Origin of the sequence: Corynebacterium tuberculostearicum, from assembly GCF_032821615.1 — a bacterium.
Classification (GTDB): domain Bacteria; phylum Actinomycetota; class Actinomycetes; order Mycobacteriales; family Mycobacteriaceae; genus Corynebacterium; species Corynebacterium tuberculostearicum_H.
Map to the genome: position 1 here is coordinate 50,228 of NZ_JAVBIF010000005.1, position 16,293 is coordinate 66,520.

The window sequence follows — 16,293 nt, forward strand, 5'->3', positions numbered from 1 at the left end:
CTAAATTAGTGAAGCTTACTTAAACTCATCCGGCAGCGGTCCAAGCTGCGGGCCGTCCGGGTAGTACTTCCAGCCATCCTTGATGCGGACGTCGTCAGCCCACGGCAGCTTATACTTGCCCTTAGCCAAGTCCTCGACCCAGGTGAGATAGTTGTCGGTCTTGCCGCCGGGGTAGCCCACGTATCCGCGGTTGCCCAGGTTGAAGATGTTGTTTTCTAGGCCCCAATTGATACGGGCCTTGTCAGCCAACTCTGGGAAGATTTCGGCGGTGACGATCTCGCCGGGATTGCGGTGGCCCTCAGAAATCATGTGGCCGTCGTAATTGCAGACGTTACCTTCACCGAAGTAGTAGAAGGTGTTGTCGTAGCCAGCCAAGTTTACGGATGCGGTGTACATCAGGTTCTGGAAGGCATTCGTCTTATTGGTCATGATCCACTGATCCTGGGTCTGTGTGGAGTAGCCAGAGATGCGGATATAAACGTTGGCGCCCTTGTATGCAGCCTCGCGAGCAAGCTCAGGGAACATGCCATCGTGGCAAATGTTCACGGCAAGCTTGGAGCCCTTCGGGCCGTCGCAAACCGGCATGCCCAGATCGCCCGGGTACCACGGTTCGATAGGAGTCCACGGCTGGAGCTTGCGGTAGTGCAGCGCAATTTCACCATCGGAGTTGATGATGATGGCGGTATTAAATGGCGGCTTTCCTTCCTCATGGTTTGGTTCCATGATGGAGAAGACGCCCCACACGTCATTTTCCTTACAAGCCTGCTTGAACTGATCTACCTTGGGATCATCGAGTCCAATGAGGAATTCATCATAGGACCAAATCTTGGTGTTGAGACCGGAGGAAGAATATTCCGGGAAAACAATAAGGTCGAGGTCTGGGTAACCGGCCTTGGTGGAACCCACCATGCGGCAGATTTCGTCCACGCTAGCCTGGACGTCTTCCGGGGTATTGACCACCGGAACGGGATACTGAATGAGGGCCATCAACAGGCCGTCGGGGGATGCGCTGATGCTGCCGGTGCTGGACATGGTGGACTCCTATCGCAAAGTAGGTGATGTGACGGGAGCCATATTACTGGCGTTTTGGTAGTACGTCACACTATTCGCCCTGAGAAGTAGTCTCGTATATGAGACTCATCGTGAGCCGCCTTTGATGAAATAAGAGAGCCGAACTGAGGGGAAGGTTTACTCAGCTCGGCCGAAACTCGATAGACCTAGGGGGCGTAGGTGCGGGTCCTTAAGGGAGCAGAGGAGAAAAGTCCAAGGTGATCGGGCCGAATTGAGGGCGAAAAGGCCGATCTGAGGGGTACTTTCCCTCAGATCAGCTCGATCAGAATGGACCTAGCTTTAGTAGGCCAAACTTCACGGAGCCCAACGCGCGAGAGCGGGCCGCGCAGGGTTTAGAGCTCCTCAGCGTGGAACTGCATGCGCGGGTGCGCGAAGACATCCTGGGCCTGGATGAGACGCAGCTCGGAGGATTCGGCCTCGTAGGTGTTTTCCAGCAGGTCGTAGACGGAAGAGGCGGTACGGCGCAGGGATTCCTTGACGTCGCTGGTCTCGGTGTAGTGGCCGGTAAACAGGGCGGCGGTGACGTCGCCGGAGCCGTTGCGCTTGAACGGCAGCAGCGGCGTGGATACGAGGAAGGCGCGGTCGCCGTCGACGGCAAGCATCTCAATCTGGTCGTCGGCAGTCTCGGGGCGCTTAACGGAGGTCACCAGCACGGTCTTTGGGCCGATTTCCTGCGCCTTCTTTACTGCGGCGAGGGTCTGATCAAGTGTGCCGACCTCGGAATCGGTGAGGTAGCCCAGCTCAAACTGGTTGGGGGTGATGATATCGGCGACGGGCACGACGCGGTCGCGCAAAAGCGGCGGGATCTCATCGGAGACGAAGCAGCCGGACTTGGCATTGCCCATTACAGGATCGCAGGCGTAGAGGGCCTTGGGGTTGGCGGCCTTGATGCGGCGGACGGTTTCCACGATGGCGTCGGCAATGTCGGCGCCACCCTGGTAGCCCGAAAGGATGGCGTCGATCTGCGGGAAGGCGCCGCGCTTCTCAATGCCGTCGATGATGGAGGTGACGTCGCTGGCTGGAATCATCGGTCCGCCCCAGTCGCCGTAGCCGGTGTGGTTGGAGAAATTCACCGTGTGGACCGGCCATACCTCATGGCCGGCGCGCTGCAGGGGAAAGACGGCCGCGGAGTTGCCAACGTGGCCGTAGGTGACGTGGGACTGGATGGAAAGGATAGTCATAGCTACCCATTGTGCTACGCTGCCCGCGCGCTCACCAAGGAAAAGACAAAAATTATTCCTCCGGGCGATCTTGTGGCTCGCCCACCGCAGGGATTCCGCCACCGGGAACCTGCTTGTCCAGATTGGCGCGCTCGGCGGCGTCAGGAAAAGCCTTCGGGCCAGAAGGCTTGGGCTGATAGGAAACGCCGCGCTCGGCCGCATCGTCGTACCAATCCGCGAGCAGCTCGTTTTGCCGGCCGAACATTTCCTTCTCCTCGGCCGGAGTGGAGTGGTCATAGCCCAGCAGGTGCAGGCAACCATGGACGGTAAGCAGGGCCAGCTCGTGACCTAGGGAGTGGCCGGCGGCCTCCGCCTGGCGCAGGGCGAACTCGGGGCACAGGACGATATCGCCCAGCATGGCCGGGCCTGGGTCGGCGGCATCGGGGCGGCCGCCACCGGCGATGGCGCCAGGGGTGAGCTCATCCATGGGGAAGCTCATGACATCGGTGGGGCCTTCCAGATCCATCCAGCGCACGTGCAGATCCTCGATGGTCTTCAAATCCACACAGGTGATGGTGCACTCGGCATCGGGGTTGATGTCCATCGCACCGAAGGCATAAGAGGCGACGTCAATCAGCATCTCCTCGTTGACGCCTTCGAAGCCGGATTCATTGAGAAACTCGATACTCATTCCATTTCCTCGTATTCTGCGGCTTTCTTATTATCAAAGGTCTCATAGGCATTGACGATGCGCCCGACCAGTTGGTGGCGCACCACGTCTTTAGAGCCCAAGTCCGCAAAGTGGATATCGTCCACGTTGCGCAGGATGCGGCGCACGATGCGCAGGCCAGAGACCTGACCATGCGGAAGGTCTACCTGCGAGATATCGCCGGTGACCACAATTTTGGAGCCAAAGCCCAGGCGGGTGAGGAACATCTTCATCTGCGCGGGCGTGGTGTTTTGGGCCTCGTCAAGGATGACAAAGGCATCATTGAGCGTTCGGCCGCGCATATAGGCCAGCGGGGCGACCTCGATGATGCCGGCTTCCATGAGCTTAGGAATCATTTCTGGGTCGAGCATGTCCCGCAGGGCGTCGTACAGCGGGCGCAGGTACGGGTCAATCTTGTCATTGAGCGTGCCCGGCAAGAAGCCGAGCTTCTCCCCTGCCTCCACGGCCGGGCGGGTGAGGATAATGCGCGAGACCTGCTTGGTCTGCAGGGCCTGCACGGCCTTGGCCACCGCCAGGTAGGTCTTGCCGGAACCTGCCGGGCCGATACCAAAGACCACCGTATTATCGTCGATGGCCTGCACGTATTCAGACTGGCCCACCGTCTTCGGGCGGACGGCCTTGCCGCGGCGCTTAACGATGTCCGCCGCCAGCGCCGCCGATACCGACTGCGGCGCCTCCACGGCCACCATGTCCATGGTGTGCTTGACCGTATCGGTGGACACGGCGTGGCCGCGGCGGGCGATTGCCTCGAGCTCATCGAGGATCTTGGCGGCGCGGGCCACTTCATAATCGGGACCGGTGACGGTGACGACATTGCCGCGGGCAAAAAGGTCCGCATCCAGGCGGTTATTGAGCACGCGCAGGTTATCGTCCGCACTACCCAGCACGCTGCTGACGTAGGCGGAATCTAGCTCACATTTCTTCGTGATGATAGGCACGTGCTTTAGGCTACCAGCGCCGCCTACCAACGCTCGGTGCGCATGCCGATTGCCGCGAGCGCCACCATTGCCGCGCTCGCCGTGCGCAGCACTTCCGGGCCGAGCTTAATGGGCGTGGCGCCGGCTTCTTTGAGGCGATCGAGCTCGGCGTCGCCAATGCCGCCCTCGGGGCCGACGAGCAGGACGACATCCTCTGTGAGCGGCACGTCCTTGATAGAGACGGTAGCTTCCTCGTGCAATACAAGCACGGTGGGTGCGTTGGAGGAAGCGCCGTCGCGGCCGCCGGTGAGTTCCTGGACGAGCTGCGGGGTGGTCAGCGGGCCGCGCACCTGCGGGATGCGGGCGCGGCGGGATTGCTTGGCCGCGGAATCGGCGGCCGCCTGCCACTTGGCCACTGCCTTTGGCGCCTTCTTGCCGTCCCATTTAGCCACACAGCGATCCGCCTGCCAGGCGATAATCTCATCCGCGCCGGCCTGGGTAGCAAGATCCACCGCGAGCTCGGCGCGTTCGGATTTCGGGATGGCCTGCACCACGCTCACCCGCGGGGAGGGATCGGGCGCGGTGTCGATGGAGTCGACCGTGCCTTCCAAGGAGTCCTTGCCCGAGGTAGCGGTGATGGTGAGGGTAAGGCGGGTACCGGTGCCGTCGACAAGCTCGAGGCGCTCGCCCTCCCCCATGCGCTTGACCGTGACGGCATGGCGGGCCTCCGGGCCGGAAAAACTGAAGGCCTCGCCGGTGCGCGCGGCGGAAAGATCCGGGTGGATGAAGACGGGCAGCGACATTAGCGGCGGAACTTATCGCGGATGCGGCTGAAGAAGGATTCCTCTTGGCCGTCGCCGGTGGTGCGCACGCGCGCGCCCTCGTCGCGGGAATTGCGGATCTTCTCCAGGGACTCGCGGGTCTTGCGGTCCAGGTCCTTCGGCACAACGACGTCCACGTGGGCAAAGAGGTTGCCGTAGCCATCGGTACGCAGGCGCGGCATGCCGGCGCCATCGACCTTGATGGACTCGCCCGGCTGGGTGCCCGGCTCGATGTCGATGGTGAGCTCTTCGCCATTGAGCTGGTCGATGGTGAAGTTGGTACCCAAGGCGGCGTCAATCATCGGCACGCGCACGGTGAGGTTCAGGTCATCGGCGTTGCGCTGGAATACGGGGTGCTCCTCCGTGTGGACCTCGACGTAGAGGTCGCCGGCCGGACCACCACCGTGGCCGACCTCGCCCTGGGAGGCCATACGAATGCGCATGCCATCATTGATGCCGGCCGGGATATTCACGGTGAGATCGCGGCGCTTCTTCACGCGGCCATCGCCGGCGCAGTGGTTGCACGGATCAGTAATGACCTCGCCGAAGCCCTGGCACTTCGGGCACGGGCGGGTGGTCATGACGTTGCCCAAGAAGCTGCGCTGCATCTCCTGGATTTCACCCATGCCATTGCAGTTATCACAGGTAACCGGCTTGGCCTTGGACTCGGAACCGGTACCGCCACAGCTATCGCACAGCACCGCGGTATCCACGGTGACCTTCTTCTTCAGGCCGGTGTAGGCCTCCTCCAAAGTGATGCGGGTGCGCAGCAGGGCATCGTTGCCCGGCTGGACGCGGGACTTCGGGCCGCGGGAACCGCCGGCACCGCCGCCAAAGAACTCGGCGAAGATATCGCCTAGGCCGCCGCCACCGAAGCCGCCAAAGCCGCCGGCGCCGGCACCGCCGCCACCCTGCTCCATGGGGTCGCCGCCCATGTCCACGATCTGGCGCTTTTGCGGATCCAGCAGGACCTCCTGGGCCAGCGCGGCATCGCGGAACTTTTCCGCGGCAGCGTCATCATCCGGGTTCAGATCCGGGTGATACTTGCGGGCCATTTTGCGGTAGGCCTTCTTAATCTCCTGGTCAGTTGCGTTTTTATCAACACCGAGGATGCCGTAATAGTCACGAGCCACTGTAAGAGATATTCCTTCTAATTCGTCTTGTTGGGGTTAACTTGAAAAAATAATGCGCGGCCAGCCAGTTTACTCGCACTGCTCGCCGGCCAAAATTTCGCTCACATACCGTGCAACGGCAGAGACCTTAGAAATTGTTCCCGAGTAATCCATAAAGGTAGGCCCCACCACGCCGAGGCCGCCGAGTGTAGCCACCTCGTCGCCGGTGCCCAGTCCGTAGCCCGTGGCCACCACGGAGGCTTGGCGCAGCTGGTCTTCCTCGTTTTCCTCACCGATAACCACGGAGACGTTGCCCAAATCGGGCACGCGGGCGAGCAGCTTGAGGACGACGACCTGCTCTTCTAGTGCCTCAATAATCTTGGGCAGACCTTCCGGAAACTCGCGCGCCACGCGCGTGAGGTTGGAGGCGCCGGCCATAATCAGCCGGTCGGAGGGCTGCTCCACCAGGGTCTCGATGAGCGTGGTGGCCACCTTGAGTACGTGGTGGCGGATGTCCAAGGGGGCGTCGTCGACGAGGTGGGCGAGCTCCACGGAGGCGTCGGTAAGCGTCTTGCCCACCAGCGCGCTATTGACGATGTCGCGCAGGCGGAAGGTCTGGTCCTGGTCGATGATGTCATCGAGCTCCACGTTGCGCTGGTCCACGCGGCCGTTATCGGTGATGAGCACCAGCAGCAGGCGCACTGGGGACAGCGCCACGACCTCGCAGTGCTTGACGCGGGATACCTTGAGATTGGGCAGCTGGACGACGGCCGCCTGCTTCGTCACCTGCGCCAATAACTGCACCGAGCGGCGCAGCACATCCTCCAAGTCGACGCCGCCTTCCAGGAAGTTGAGCATCGCGCGACGCTCTGGAGCCGAAAGCGGCTTAACCTCGTGGAGGGAGTCCACAAAGTGGCGGTAGCCCTGCTGGGTGGGCACGCGGCCTGAGCTGGCGTGCTGCTGGGAGATAAGACCCTGGGATTCGAGCACGGCCATGTCATTGCGGATGGTGGCCGAGGAAACTCCCAACTGGTAGCGCTCTAGCAGCGACTTAGAGCCGACCGGCTCCTGGGAGGCAATATAGTCCGCCACGATGGCGCGCAGGACTTCCTTGCGGCGGGCATCGGTTGAGGTAGACACTATGGCGCTCCTATTCGCTTCGGCGAATGATAAATTCTTTAAAGTTCGGGACGGTGTACCTGACTTTACCGTGCTCAGGGGAATAAATGAGACCTTTGTTTATGAGCTTAGCCCGCACCGGACCAAGAGCTTTATTATCCTTCCCCAGACGTTCACCGATTTCTTTCGTTTCCGCTGAACCATCGCCTAAGGCTGCCATGGCACTGAGATAGTCTCTTTCAGCTGGCGTAGCTCGATCCCAGCGAGCTTGGAAGAAGCCTGCGTCTAGTTGCTTTGTTCCCAAGCGAGCGGCCTGCCTTGCATCCGCAATGGTAAACGGTGAGATTTCGCCTACCTTCCAAATTTGGGATCCAAACTCCTGTAAAAAGTACGGATACTGTCCACTTGCCTCCGCAAGAAAATCCAGAGCGTCATCTTCGAATTCCACGTCTTGGCGCTCAGCGGGTGCAGATAGAGCTTTGCGCGCCGAATGCAAGCCAAGGCGGTCAATGGTGTGTACCTCAAACATGCGCTCCGCATAGGAGCGCGACCTAGCAACTTTTCCGGGCAAGCTCGGTAGGCCAGCGCCGATTATATAAAAGGGTAGACGGTTTTGGCCTGCTTCATGCTGGGCTGAAATTAACGCCTCCATCATTTCCTCATCTAGGTCTTGCATTTCATCGATAAAGAAAGCAAGGGCCTTTCGATCCCATTTTAGGGTTTCCGCTACAGCAGAGGTGACATCCTGAAGGTCGAGCTCTAAGTTTCCGGTAACAGGAGCTAAATCCTTAGTCTCCACTCCTAGGTTCATTGCTCCGTCCCCCAAGGAAAGGTGAAATGATGCAACCGCCCGCGACAGTGCCAAAGCACTCTCTTTCACCAACGCCTTCGCACGGTAGCGCAGCGAAGCTTTTCCTAGCCCGTTGGCAATTGCCCGCCGTACGCTCTCTGCCCCGCGCACTCCTTGCGAAGCTTCAACTTTTACCGTGAGCCAGTCACACTTATCGGCCCGTGATTTCAATTGGTTCAAAAGGACCGTCTTGCCGACTCCACGAAGGCCAATGAGCAACATCGGGCGGCCAAGCAAATTGTTTTCTGCACGCTTAATCAAGTTGTCAAAAGCTTGTAGATCCCTGTCACGCCCGGTGAGGACTGTAGGGGCAAGTCCCGAACCGGGCGTATACGGATTTAGTGCATCGTCCATATCAAAAGACTAACAAGAAAATAGCGGAATAACAGGTTTCTCATCGACTGAGTCAAAACTAACTGGTTTGGTTTCTACTGGACTAAGTCTAAAGGTCTGGGAACGAGGATTAGGTTTCTTCGGCGACGAGGAGATCGGTGATGATGCCATCGGCTAGCAGGCGGCCGGGCTTGGTGATGCGTACGCGATCGTCGGCGCGCTCGAGCAGGCCGCGGCCGATAAAGCGCTCGAGGGCGGGGGCGGCGTGGGCATCGAGCCAGGCCTCCGGGATGCCCTCGCGCAGGCGCAGGCCGAGCATGATTTTCTCCATGTGGCGGTCGGCGTCGGTAAGCGTCTCGGTTTCTTTGATGGGCAGCTCGTCGCGGCCGAGGGCATCGATATAACGCGAGGGGTGCTTGACGTTAAAAAAGCGCTCATTGCCCAAATGCGAGTGGGCTCCTGGGCCGGCACCCCACCAATTGCCGTCTACCCAGTAGATACGGTTGTGCTCGCACTCGCCGCCGGGCTTGGACCAGTTGGAGACCTCGTACCACTCGAAGCCTTCCGCTTCGAGGGTGGAGGAAATCATCTCATAGCGTCGTGCCAGCACGTCCTCATCGGGGGCGGGCAAGATGCCCTTATTGACCTTGCGCGCCATGCGGGTGCCGTCTTCTACGATGAGCGAATAAGCACTGACGTGGTCTACGCCCGTCTCTAGCACTCGGTCCAAGGTCTCGCGCACGTCGTCATCCGTTTCGGTGGGCGTGCCATAGATCATGTCGAGGTTGACATGCTCGAAGCCGGCGGCGCGGGCCTCGCGGGCGGCGGCAAAGGCGCGGCCGGGGGTATGGGCACGCTCGAGGACCTGGAGAACGCCCGGGGATGCGGACTGCATGCCGAGGCTGATGCGGGTATAGCCGGCGTCGGCAAGCTGGGCAAAATACTCCGGTGAGGTGGACTCCGGGTTGGATTCGGTGGTGACCTCCGCCCCAGGCTTCAGGCCGAAGGTGGAACGGACGGTGTTCAGGATGCGGCTCAGGCCCTGCCCTCCCAGCAGCGAGGGCGTACCGCCGCCAATGAAGACGGTCTCGGCCGGGCGGCCCACGCGCGCGGCCGCCAACTCCAGCTCGCGGTCCAGGGCATCCAGGTAGGGCCCGGTGAGATCGCGCGGGCTGCCAAGCTCGCCCGGGGTATAGGTATTGAAATCGCAATACCCGCAACGAGTGGCACAGAAAGGAACGTGGATATACAGCCCGAAGGGTTCAGTCATGGATAAAACCCTAATAGGCCGGGAACAAAATGGCCGAAAGCGGGGTTGAGCATGTAGTATGTTTCCATCTTCCCAAGTAGAAAGGCACCCTCAGTGGAACCTCCGAGTCGATGTCCCTACCTCCTTCTAGGCGGTGGGGAGTAAATCATGTTATCGGCTATTGTGATGATCTTGGCCGGCTTCGTTGTCATCGGCCTCATCATCGTCGCGAATGCATACTTCGTGGCCCAGGAATTTTCTTTCATGTCCGTGGACCGCACACAGCTGCGGACCCAGGCTGCTGAGGGGGATAAAACAGCACAGCGCGCGCTGGCTATTACCCAGCAGACCTCCTTCATGCTCTCCGGCGCGCAGCTTGGTATTACGATTACCGGCCTGCTCATCGGCTATGTCGCGGAGCCGCTCGTAGGCCAGGGACTAGGTACGTTACTCGGCGGCGTCGGTGTTCCGTCCGCGGTGTCTGTCACCGTGGGCACCATCGCGGCACTTTTCATCTCCACGATTGCAACCATGCTCTTCGCGGAGCTTTTCCCCAAGAACTACACCATCGCCGCCCCCATGAAGACGGCGCGCTGGCTGGCCGCATCCACGCAAATCTACCTGCGGATTTTCGGCTGGCTCATCCACTTCTTTGAGTATTCTTCCAATGCCATCCTCAAGGTCTTTGGCATCGAGCCGGTAGAAGACGTGGACTCCTCCGCCACCGCCGATGACCTGGAATCCATCGTGGATTCCTCCCACGAGGCTGGCGATCTGGATGAGAATACTTATATGGTGCTCGACCGCCTGCTGGACTTCCCTGAGCACGACGTAGAGCACGCCATGATCCCGCGCTCCCGTGTGGACGTCATTGATCCGGACACCACCCTCGGTGAGGTCCGCGAGATGATGTCTACCGACCACACGCGCTACCCCGTCATCGATGACGACCACAACCCGGTGGGCGTGGTGCATCTTATCGACGTCCTGGGAAGCGACCTTCCCGCCGCCACCAAGGCCACCAGTATCATGCAGGAACCCGTGGTGGTCCCTGAGCTGATGCCGCTGCCGGATGTGGTGGACGAGCTGCGCGATAGTGACCAAAAGATGGCCTGTGTCATCGATGAATACGGCGGCTTCGTGGGCATCGTGACCATGGAGGACTTGGCCGAGGAAATCTTGGGGGATGTCACCGATGAGCACGATATCGAAGAAACCGAGGAAATCACCGAGCAGGATGATTCCCACTGGTTAGTCGACGGCGATACGCCAATTGATGAGATCGAGCGCGCCATCGGCCACGACCTGCCTGAGGGCGACTTCGAGACCGTCGCCGGCCTCATCATCGCCCACTCCGGTGCGCTGCCCGAGGTAGGCGAGGAACACACCATCCAGCTCGAAGCCGAGCCCGATGACTGGGTGGACCACGATGAGGCGCCCGTTCGCTCCATCCGCCTGCGGGTGCAAGAGGTGGACCGCCACGTGCCGTCCGTCCTTGCCATCGAGCTGGTGGAGGATTACTCCGACCACTCCGATGATGACGATGAGAAGGAGGATGCATAATGACCGAATCTTGGTGGTTTAACCTCCTTGTTACCCTGCTCATCATCGCCGCTTCCGGATTCTTTGTGATTATCGAGTTCTCCTTGATGGGCGCTCGCCGCAACCGTTTGGAAGAGGACGCGGAAAACTCCCGCACCGCCCGCGCCGGCCTACGCTCGCTCAATGAGCTGACCATCATGCTCGCTGGCGCGCAGTTGGGCATTACCGCCGCTACCTTCGTGCTGGGTGCTGTGACCAAACCGTGGGTGCACCACCTGCTCATGGCGCCGCTGGAGGCCGCGGGACTACCGCTGGGCATTGCCGACGTCGTCAGCTTCCTCCTTGCCCTCTTCATCGTCACCTTCCTCCACCTTGTTCTAGGTGAGATGGCGCCGAAGTCCTGGGCGATTACCCACCCGGAGACCGCCCTGCAGTTCATCGCGGTCCCCGCACGTGGCTTCGTATGGATCTTCCGCCCGCTGCTGAAGTGGATCAACGTCATGGCCAACAAAATGGTGTCCCTGGCTGGCGAAGAACCCGTCGACCGCGCCGGTGCGGCCGGCTACGACGCTGAGACTCTGCGCACCTTGGTCGAGCACTCCCGCGAGACCGGTGCTCTGGATGATGAGTCTGCCAACCAGATTTCTGATGTCATCGAGTTGGAAAACTCCACCGTGGGCGCCATGGCCCGCGAGCACGGCTCGGAGGTAGTGCCCCTGCCTTCCGACGCCACCGTGGAGGACCTCCAAGACCTCGTCGTACGCAAGAACATCATGCGCGTGCTGGTCTTCCCCAAGGACTCCCGAGTCCCCCGCGTGGTCCACGTGCGCGATACCTTGCTGGCAGAACCAGAAACCCCGGTTCTCGAGTTCTCCCGCCCTGCCCTGTCCGTGTCTTCTTCCACCACCGTGCAAAAGACTCTGGACCACATGCGCGCTCGCAACGAGCAGCTCGTCATGGTGGGCAAGGCTGATAAGGACAACGCCGTGTGGATCCTTACCTGGGACGACATCATGGGCCAACTGTGGCCGCAGATTACCGAGCAGCTAGACAAGGTCACCCCTCCCCCGGCCGTCTAGTTCTCCCCGCACCCGCGCCCGCGCCCGCTTCATTGCGGCCGGCGCGGGCTTTGCCGTTTTCGCACCCGTGCGCAAGGGGTGTTTCCCCCGACTGTGGATAACTGTGGCCGTAACTTTCCCAGCCGCCACTTCGCTCACTCGCCTTTCCCTGCAGCCTTGTTATCCACAGGCCCGGCCGCCACCTCCTCGCGCCGGCCGGCAACGTGCCCTTTCCTAGGAGGCATGACACCACCACTGACCAATATCGACTCCATCCGCACCAACCACCCCACCTTTTGGACCGACCTGAAAAACGGCACCTACCTCAAACTCGCACCGCGCATCGCAGTCCGGCGCGATCACTACCACTGCCTCGACTTCCCCTCCCAGCTGCGCCTGCGCGCCATCGCCGCCGCCCGCAGCGCCTATACCGCGGTGCTCATCTCCAAGTCCGCCGCCCGCGTCCACGGGCTGTGGGTCATCGCCACGGCCGAGGAAAAGATTGAAATGGCCCTTCCCACCAATACGCTTCCCCACAAGGACCGCCGCCATCCCGAGCGCATCTACCGCAAGGCTTTACTTCCCGAGCCCATCCTCGTGGACGGCACCCGCTGCGTTTCCAAGGCCCGCGCGGTTATCGACGTCGCCCGCTACCACGGCTTCACCGACGGCCTCATCGCCGCCGACTCGGCTTTGCGCTCCGGCCTGAGCCGAGAAGACCTCAAGGAAGAGTTCGCCCGCATGGGCCGGGTGCGCAATAGCCGCATCGTCCGCGCCGTAATCCACCACGCCTCTTCCCTTTCCCGCTCTCCTTACGAGTCTTTCGCCCGCGCCCTCCTCATTGAGGCCGATTTCCCCTGGCCCATGTTCTTCGAGGCGCCGTTCACCGCGCTGCCTGGCATCACAACCGCCCTATGCATCAACAGCGCCTACCTCATCGACATCATCCCTGCGAAGGCACTTCTCCATCAGCGTGAGCGCCACCGACGTCTGCGCGAGGCCGGCTTCACCGTCCTCTGCTATACCCCGCGACAGCTCATCGACCACCCCACTCGCTTCCTGACCGACCTCATTTCCACCATCTCCGCCAGACAAGAGGCCGCCCGTTCTGCCTAAGTCCACGCTTCCTGCCTCCCGCCATCCTCTACCCCGCCGCCCTTCGCGCTCACCAGCGGTGCTTTCGCCGCGGAGTCGGCTGCGCCGGTGAGCGCGAAGGGCGGGTAATGGCGAATGCCTTGCAAGAGAACCCACCGAGACTTCGCCCGCAATAAGAAAAAGCCTCCGCGAGCGCATGCTCGCGGAGGCTCTACTACTTCCAGCTAATGCCTCAACAGGAAGGTCTTACTGGTTGATGCGCCATGGGACGCTGTTCTTCGGCAGCATGCCGTGGGTGTAGAGGTAGTCAATGGTGGACAGGATGCCCAGCACCGTGCCGCCGCCTACGAGCGCAGCCAGGAAGGAGAACCCTGCGACGGAAGACATGTCTGCGTCCTTGCCGTCCTTACCGTTGATGCCATCGCGGCCGTCACGTCCGTCGCGACCGTCTCGGCCATCACGTCCGTCTCGGCCATCGCGACCATCCTGGCCATCTTCGCCGTCGCGGCCGTCCTTACCGTCTTGGCCATCTTCGCCGTCGCGGCCGTCGCGACCATCGCGTCCATCGCGGCCGTTCTCGCCATCCTTACCGTCACGACCGTCACGGCCATCGCGACCGTCGCGGCCATCCTGGCCATCCTTACCGTCTACGCCATCCTGGCCGTCCTTACCGTCCTGGCCGTCTTTGCCCGGAACAACCGCAGCTTCGGTAGTGGAAGGTTCGGTGGATTCCTCAGAGGTCGGCTCTTCAGCGGAAGTTTCTTCTGCGGAGGTCGGCTCTTCGGTGGCCGTTTCTTCAGCGGAGGTCGGCTCTTCGGTGGCCGTTTCTCCAGCGGAGGTCTCCTCGGTGGAGGTCTCTTCTGCGGACTCGGACGGGGTGGTCTCCTCAGAGGTAGCATCCTCAGAAGCCGGAGCCTCGGAAGTGGTCTCCTCAGAAGAAGGCTCCTCGGAAGGGCTCTCCTCGGCAGGCTGGTCCTTGGTCTTCTTGCCGTTGAGCATATCGGAGCACAGCTGGCCAGCCGGGGCGTTGACGGCCGCGAGATCGGAAGCTGCGGTGGAGATGTTGTTCAGGGAGTCTTCGATGCTCTTCTGCTGGTCCTTGCTCAGCTTCAGGTCGCCGGCGACGCTCGCACCTGGAACCAGGCCGGCGATGGTAACGGCTGCATTAAAGAGCTTCAAGATAACCTTGGTGCCCTTGCCAAAGGCGCCGTCGGCGAACTTAAGCAGGCCGGAGACGGTCTTCTTAGCACCATCCGGGTTGTTCATATCAACGTCGGCATCGGCGTTATCGATACGGCCGATGGCCATGCCCTGGGCGCGGGAGAGATCCCAGGTAACGGTCTTGTCCTTCTCGCCTTCCTTGACCAGCTTGGCAATGCCGTCCCAGGTCTTACCGGAAATCTTATCGATGAAATCAGCCGGAACGAGGTCGCCGACAACCGGGATGATCTCCCAGACGGTCTTGAGGATCTTTTCGCCGCCATCGTAGAAGGCCTTAGCCAGCGCAAGCTTGAGGTCGAGCATGTTGCCTTCCTTGTCAGGGGCATCAGTGACCTCACAAACAAGCTTGTCCTTCTGCTCATCCTTGACCACCTTGACGTTGACGTCGCCGTTGGAGGCCTCAGTCTGTGCGAGTTCCTCGAGGGTGGTTGGCTTTGCAGACTCCTCGGAAGCCGGAGCCTCGGCGGTCTCCTCCGCGCCGTCTACGGCGTACGGGGTGATGGACTCGGCGGCGTCTTCTTCTGCGTCGAGTTCTTCCATCGCCTTATCACCGGCGTTGTTTTCCTCCAGCAGGTTGCCTTCTTCATCGAATTCAATGCCGTTGAGGCTTACGGTACCGTCGGTGGTCTTTTCCTCGACAAAGGTGGTGTCGTCGGCGGCGACGGCGTTAGGCACAACAGTGATGGAAGAGAAGGTGGCTACGGCCACTGCGCTGGCAATGAGGCGAGAAGTTCGGCGTGCGCCCATGGATTAACTCCCTGTAGATGTGGTTAAAGAATTTAATTGCGCGCGCCGCGTGTGGATGCTGCTAGGTCACGGCGTTCGCTTGGACGGGAATTACCCTACAGCGCGTTGAGAGTATTTTCTACTTAGATTTTAAGGTTGATCCAGCAACAATACCGCTGGATACACAACCCAACCCACTGAACAGGCATAACAGAAATTATATGGAACGGCTGTTAACCTAAAATTTCCCTAACTGCTTCCCCGAATCGGGGCGCCCTAGCGCAGAAAACTTCAACGGCCACCGAGAGAGGGAATCTCGGTGGCCGTGAACATCCCCTTGCGTGAAACAAGGAAGTCTATGTGGTTTATGCAGTTGTAGCCCGGCGGGCCGCCTCACGCTTAGCGCGGACCTTTTCCACCACCGCGGCAACCCGGGCGCGCTCTTCTAGAAACTGCGGCGGGTTATGCCCGCGCATCGTGCGGACATAGGCCGGGTGGGTATCAAGCACCGTGTGCTTCCACGCTTGGACCGCAATGAGGGCGGACTCGCCGGTGCGCTTGTACAAGTGCGGCAGCGAGACCATGTCGAGGTTGCGGGCCACGGCGTCGGTTTGCGCAAGCACGTACTCAACTACCTCGCGCAGGTAATCCGCCACGGCCTGGGTGCGAGAGCGCAGGGACTCGGCCAACTCGTGCACCACGATGGGCTTGGAGATGGGGAATCGCTCATCCAATAGGCGCGGGGTAAGTTGTTCCGGTTCTTCCACGTCGTTCACGCCGGAAGAAGCGGCGGAAATGGTGCCGGAGCGTACGCCAGAGACCAGGGCTTGACGCAGGCCCATCAGCTCGCCTACACAACGGCCGGAGTCAACGCGGGCGTCTTCGACGATATCGCCCAGTTCAGCTAGGCAATCCATGCACAGCTCTTCGTCCCAATCCTCGATGGCTTCAATGAGGTGCTCGAGATATTCTGCGACTTCGTCGCCGATATTGTAAATCTCTTGCGTAAGCTCGCGGTGGCGCAGCTCGGCGGCGATTTTGTGCATTGGCTTCGAGCCACTCCCTTCCACGGTCCCATTTCTAACCTCTAGTAGAGGTTGAGGTTTGCTGTAACGCCTCACGACTTTATGCGAGATCCGCCGCCGCGAGCGCGCGACACTCCGAAGCCATTCACAGGTTTATGGCAGGTTGGTCCGCACTGGGGTGAGGATGGTGGGGTGAGCTGCAGAAGGGGGCGTCGGCAAGCAGGGCAAAAAGAAACACCCGAGGAAGTTCCCTCGGGTGTACCC

General features: G+C 60.8%; 14 protein-coding genes. 3 read left to right on the forward strand and 11 right to left on the reverse strand.

Annotated elements, in window-relative coordinates; all coding sequences use genetic code 11:
- Positions 1-15: 15 nt before the first annotated feature.
- The 9 genes from RAE09_RS05570 to hemW all read right to left on the reverse strand — a co-directional run bounded on the left by RAE09_RS05570 (position 16) and on the right by hemW (position 9,383).
- Positions 16-1,032, reverse strand: coding sequence for a formamidase (locus RAE09_RS05570; RefSeq protein WP_005326447.1), 1,017 nt, complete (start codon positions 1,030-1,032; stop codon positions 16-18).
- Positions 1,033-1,403: 371 nt separating this feature from the next.
- Positions 1,404-2,252, reverse strand: coding sequence for a pyridoxal kinase PdxY (gene pdxY / locus RAE09_RS05575; RefSeq protein ID WP_316981163.1), 849 nt, complete (start codon positions 2,250-2,252; stop codon positions 1,404-1,406).
- A 52-nt stretch (positions 2,253-2,304) separates the two neighbouring features.
- Entirely contained in the window at positions 2,305-2,922 is a 618-nt protein-coding gene (gene ybeY, locus RAE09_RS05580) for an rRNA maturation RNase YbeY (RefSeq protein ID WP_005326445.1), read from the reverse strand.
- Complete coding sequence (locus RAE09_RS05585) at positions 2,919-3,899, reverse strand: PhoH family protein (protein WP_040425220.1); 981 nt, start codon at positions 3,897-3,899, stop codon at positions 2,919-2,921. Before RAE09_RS05585 ends, ybeY begins: the two co-directional genes overlap by 4 nt.
- Positions 3,900-3,922: 23 nt before the next feature.
- Positions 3,923-4,681 (reverse strand): 16S rRNA (uracil(1498)-N(3))-methyltransferase, encoded by a 759-nt coding sequence (locus RAE09_RS05590; RefSeq protein WP_316981164.1) that lies wholly within the window; start codon positions 4,679-4,681, stop codon positions 3,923-3,925.
- Positions 4,681-5,832, reverse strand: a complete 1,152-nt coding sequence (gene dnaJ, locus RAE09_RS05595) for a molecular chaperone DnaJ (RefSeq protein WP_005326440.1) — start codon at positions 5,830-5,832, stop codon at positions 4,681-4,683. The genes RAE09_RS05590 and dnaJ overlap by 1 nt, the downstream gene beginning before the upstream one ends.
- A gap of 69 nt (positions 5,833-5,901) precedes the next feature.
- Positions 5,902-6,951 carry a heat-inducible transcriptional repressor HrcA gene (gene hrcA / locus RAE09_RS05600; RefSeq protein WP_316981165.1) on the reverse strand — a complete coding sequence of 350 codons (1,050 nt, stop codon included), beginning with the start codon at positions 6,949-6,951 and terminating at the stop codon, positions 5,902-5,904.
- Positions 6,952-6,961: 10 nt separating this feature from the next.
- A complete protein-coding gene (locus RAE09_RS05605) occupies positions 6,962-8,134 on the reverse strand; it encodes an ATP-binding protein (RefSeq protein ID WP_316981166.1) in 1,173 nt (390 codons plus the stop codon).
- Between the two features lie 109 nt (positions 8,135-8,243).
- On the reverse strand, positions 8,244-9,383 hold the full coding sequence (gene hemW, locus RAE09_RS05610; protein ID WP_316981167.1) for a radical SAM family heme chaperone HemW: 1,140 nt from the start codon (positions 9,381-9,383) through the stop codon (positions 8,244-8,246).
- Positions 9,384-9,530: 147 nt separating this feature from the next.
- Here hemW and RAE09_RS05615 point away from each other — a divergent pair, with 147 nt between their 5' ends.
- From RAE09_RS05615 to RAE09_RS05625, 3 genes are all read left to right on the forward strand, one after another.
- Positions 9,531-10,925, forward strand: a complete 1,395-nt coding sequence (locus tag RAE09_RS05615) for a hemolysin family protein (protein ID WP_316981168.1) — start codon at positions 9,531-9,533, stop codon at positions 10,923-10,925.
- Positions 10,925-11,983 (forward strand): CNNM domain-containing protein, encoded by a 1,059-nt coding sequence (locus RAE09_RS05620; RefSeq protein ID WP_005324190.1) that lies wholly within the window; start codon positions 10,925-10,927, stop codon positions 11,981-11,983. The genes RAE09_RS05615 and RAE09_RS05620 overlap by 1 nt, the downstream gene beginning before the upstream one ends.
- 222 nt (positions 11,984-12,205) lie before the next feature.
- Positions 12,206-13,078: a hypothetical protein gene (locus RAE09_RS05625; RefSeq protein ID WP_316981169.1), complete on the forward strand. Its 873-nt coding sequence runs from the start codon at positions 12,206-12,208 to the stop codon at positions 13,076-13,078.
- A 225-nt stretch (positions 13,079-13,303) separates the two neighbouring features.
- On the opposite strand, the gene RAE09_RS05630 is transcribed toward RAE09_RS05625, so the two are convergent.
- Together RAE09_RS05630 and RAE09_RS05635 are read right to left on the reverse strand one after the other, a co-directional pair.
- Positions 13,304-15,025 (reverse strand): hypothetical protein, encoded by a 1,722-nt coding sequence (locus RAE09_RS05630; RefSeq protein WP_316981170.1) that lies wholly within the window; start codon positions 15,023-15,025, stop codon positions 13,304-13,306.
- 344 nt (positions 15,026-15,369) lie between these two features.
- Positions 15,370-16,050 carry a hypothetical protein gene (locus tag RAE09_RS05635; RefSeq protein WP_005324183.1) on the reverse strand — a complete coding sequence of 227 codons (681 nt, stop codon included), beginning with the start codon at positions 16,048-16,050 and terminating at the stop codon, positions 15,370-15,372.
- Positions 16,051-16,293 lie beyond the last annotated feature (243 nt).

Excerpts from the sequence above, each read along its gene's own strand:
- RAE09_RS05570 (WP_005326447.1), bottom strand. The coding sequence starts at position 1,032 with ATGTCCAGCACCGGCAGCATCAGCGCATCCCCCGACGGCCTGTTGATG.
- pdxY (WP_316981163.1), bottom strand. The coding sequence starts at position 2,252 with ATGACTATCCTTTCCATCCAGTCCCACGTCACCTACGGCCACGTTGGC.
- ybeY (WP_005326445.1), bottom strand. The coding sequence starts at position 2,922 with ATGAGTATCGAGTTTCTCAATGAATCCGGCTTCGAAGGCGTCAACGAG.
- RAE09_RS05590 (WP_316981164.1), bottom strand. The coding sequence starts at position 4,681 with ATGTCGCTGCCCGTCTTCATCCACCCGGATCTTTCCGCCGCGCGCACC.
- RAE09_RS05605 (WP_316981166.1), bottom strand. The coding sequence starts at position 8,134 with ATGGACGATGCACTAAATCCGTATACGCCCGGTTCGGGACTTGCCCCT.
- hemW (WP_316981167.1), bottom strand. The coding sequence starts at position 9,383 with ATGACTGAACCCTTCGGGCTGTATATCCACGTTCCTTTCTGTGCCACT.
- RAE09_RS05615 (WP_316981168.1), top strand. The coding sequence starts at position 9,531 with ATGTTATCGGCTATTGTGATGATCTTGGCCGGCTTCGTTGTCATCGGC.
- RAE09_RS05620 (WP_005324190.1), top strand. The coding sequence starts at position 10,925 with ATGACCGAATCTTGGTGGTTTAACCTCCTTGTTACCCTGCTCATCATC.
- RAE09_RS05625 (WP_316981169.1), top strand. The coding sequence starts at position 12,206 with ATGACACCACCACTGACCAATATCGACTCCATCCGCACCAACCACCCC.
- RAE09_RS05630 (WP_316981170.1), bottom strand. The coding sequence starts at position 15,025 with ATGGGCGCACGCCGAACTTCTCGCCTCATTGCCAGCGCAGTGGCCGTA.
- RAE09_RS05635 (WP_005324183.1), bottom strand. The coding sequence starts at position 16,050 with ATGCACAAAATCGCCGCCGAGCTGCGCCACCGCGAGCTTACGCAAGAG.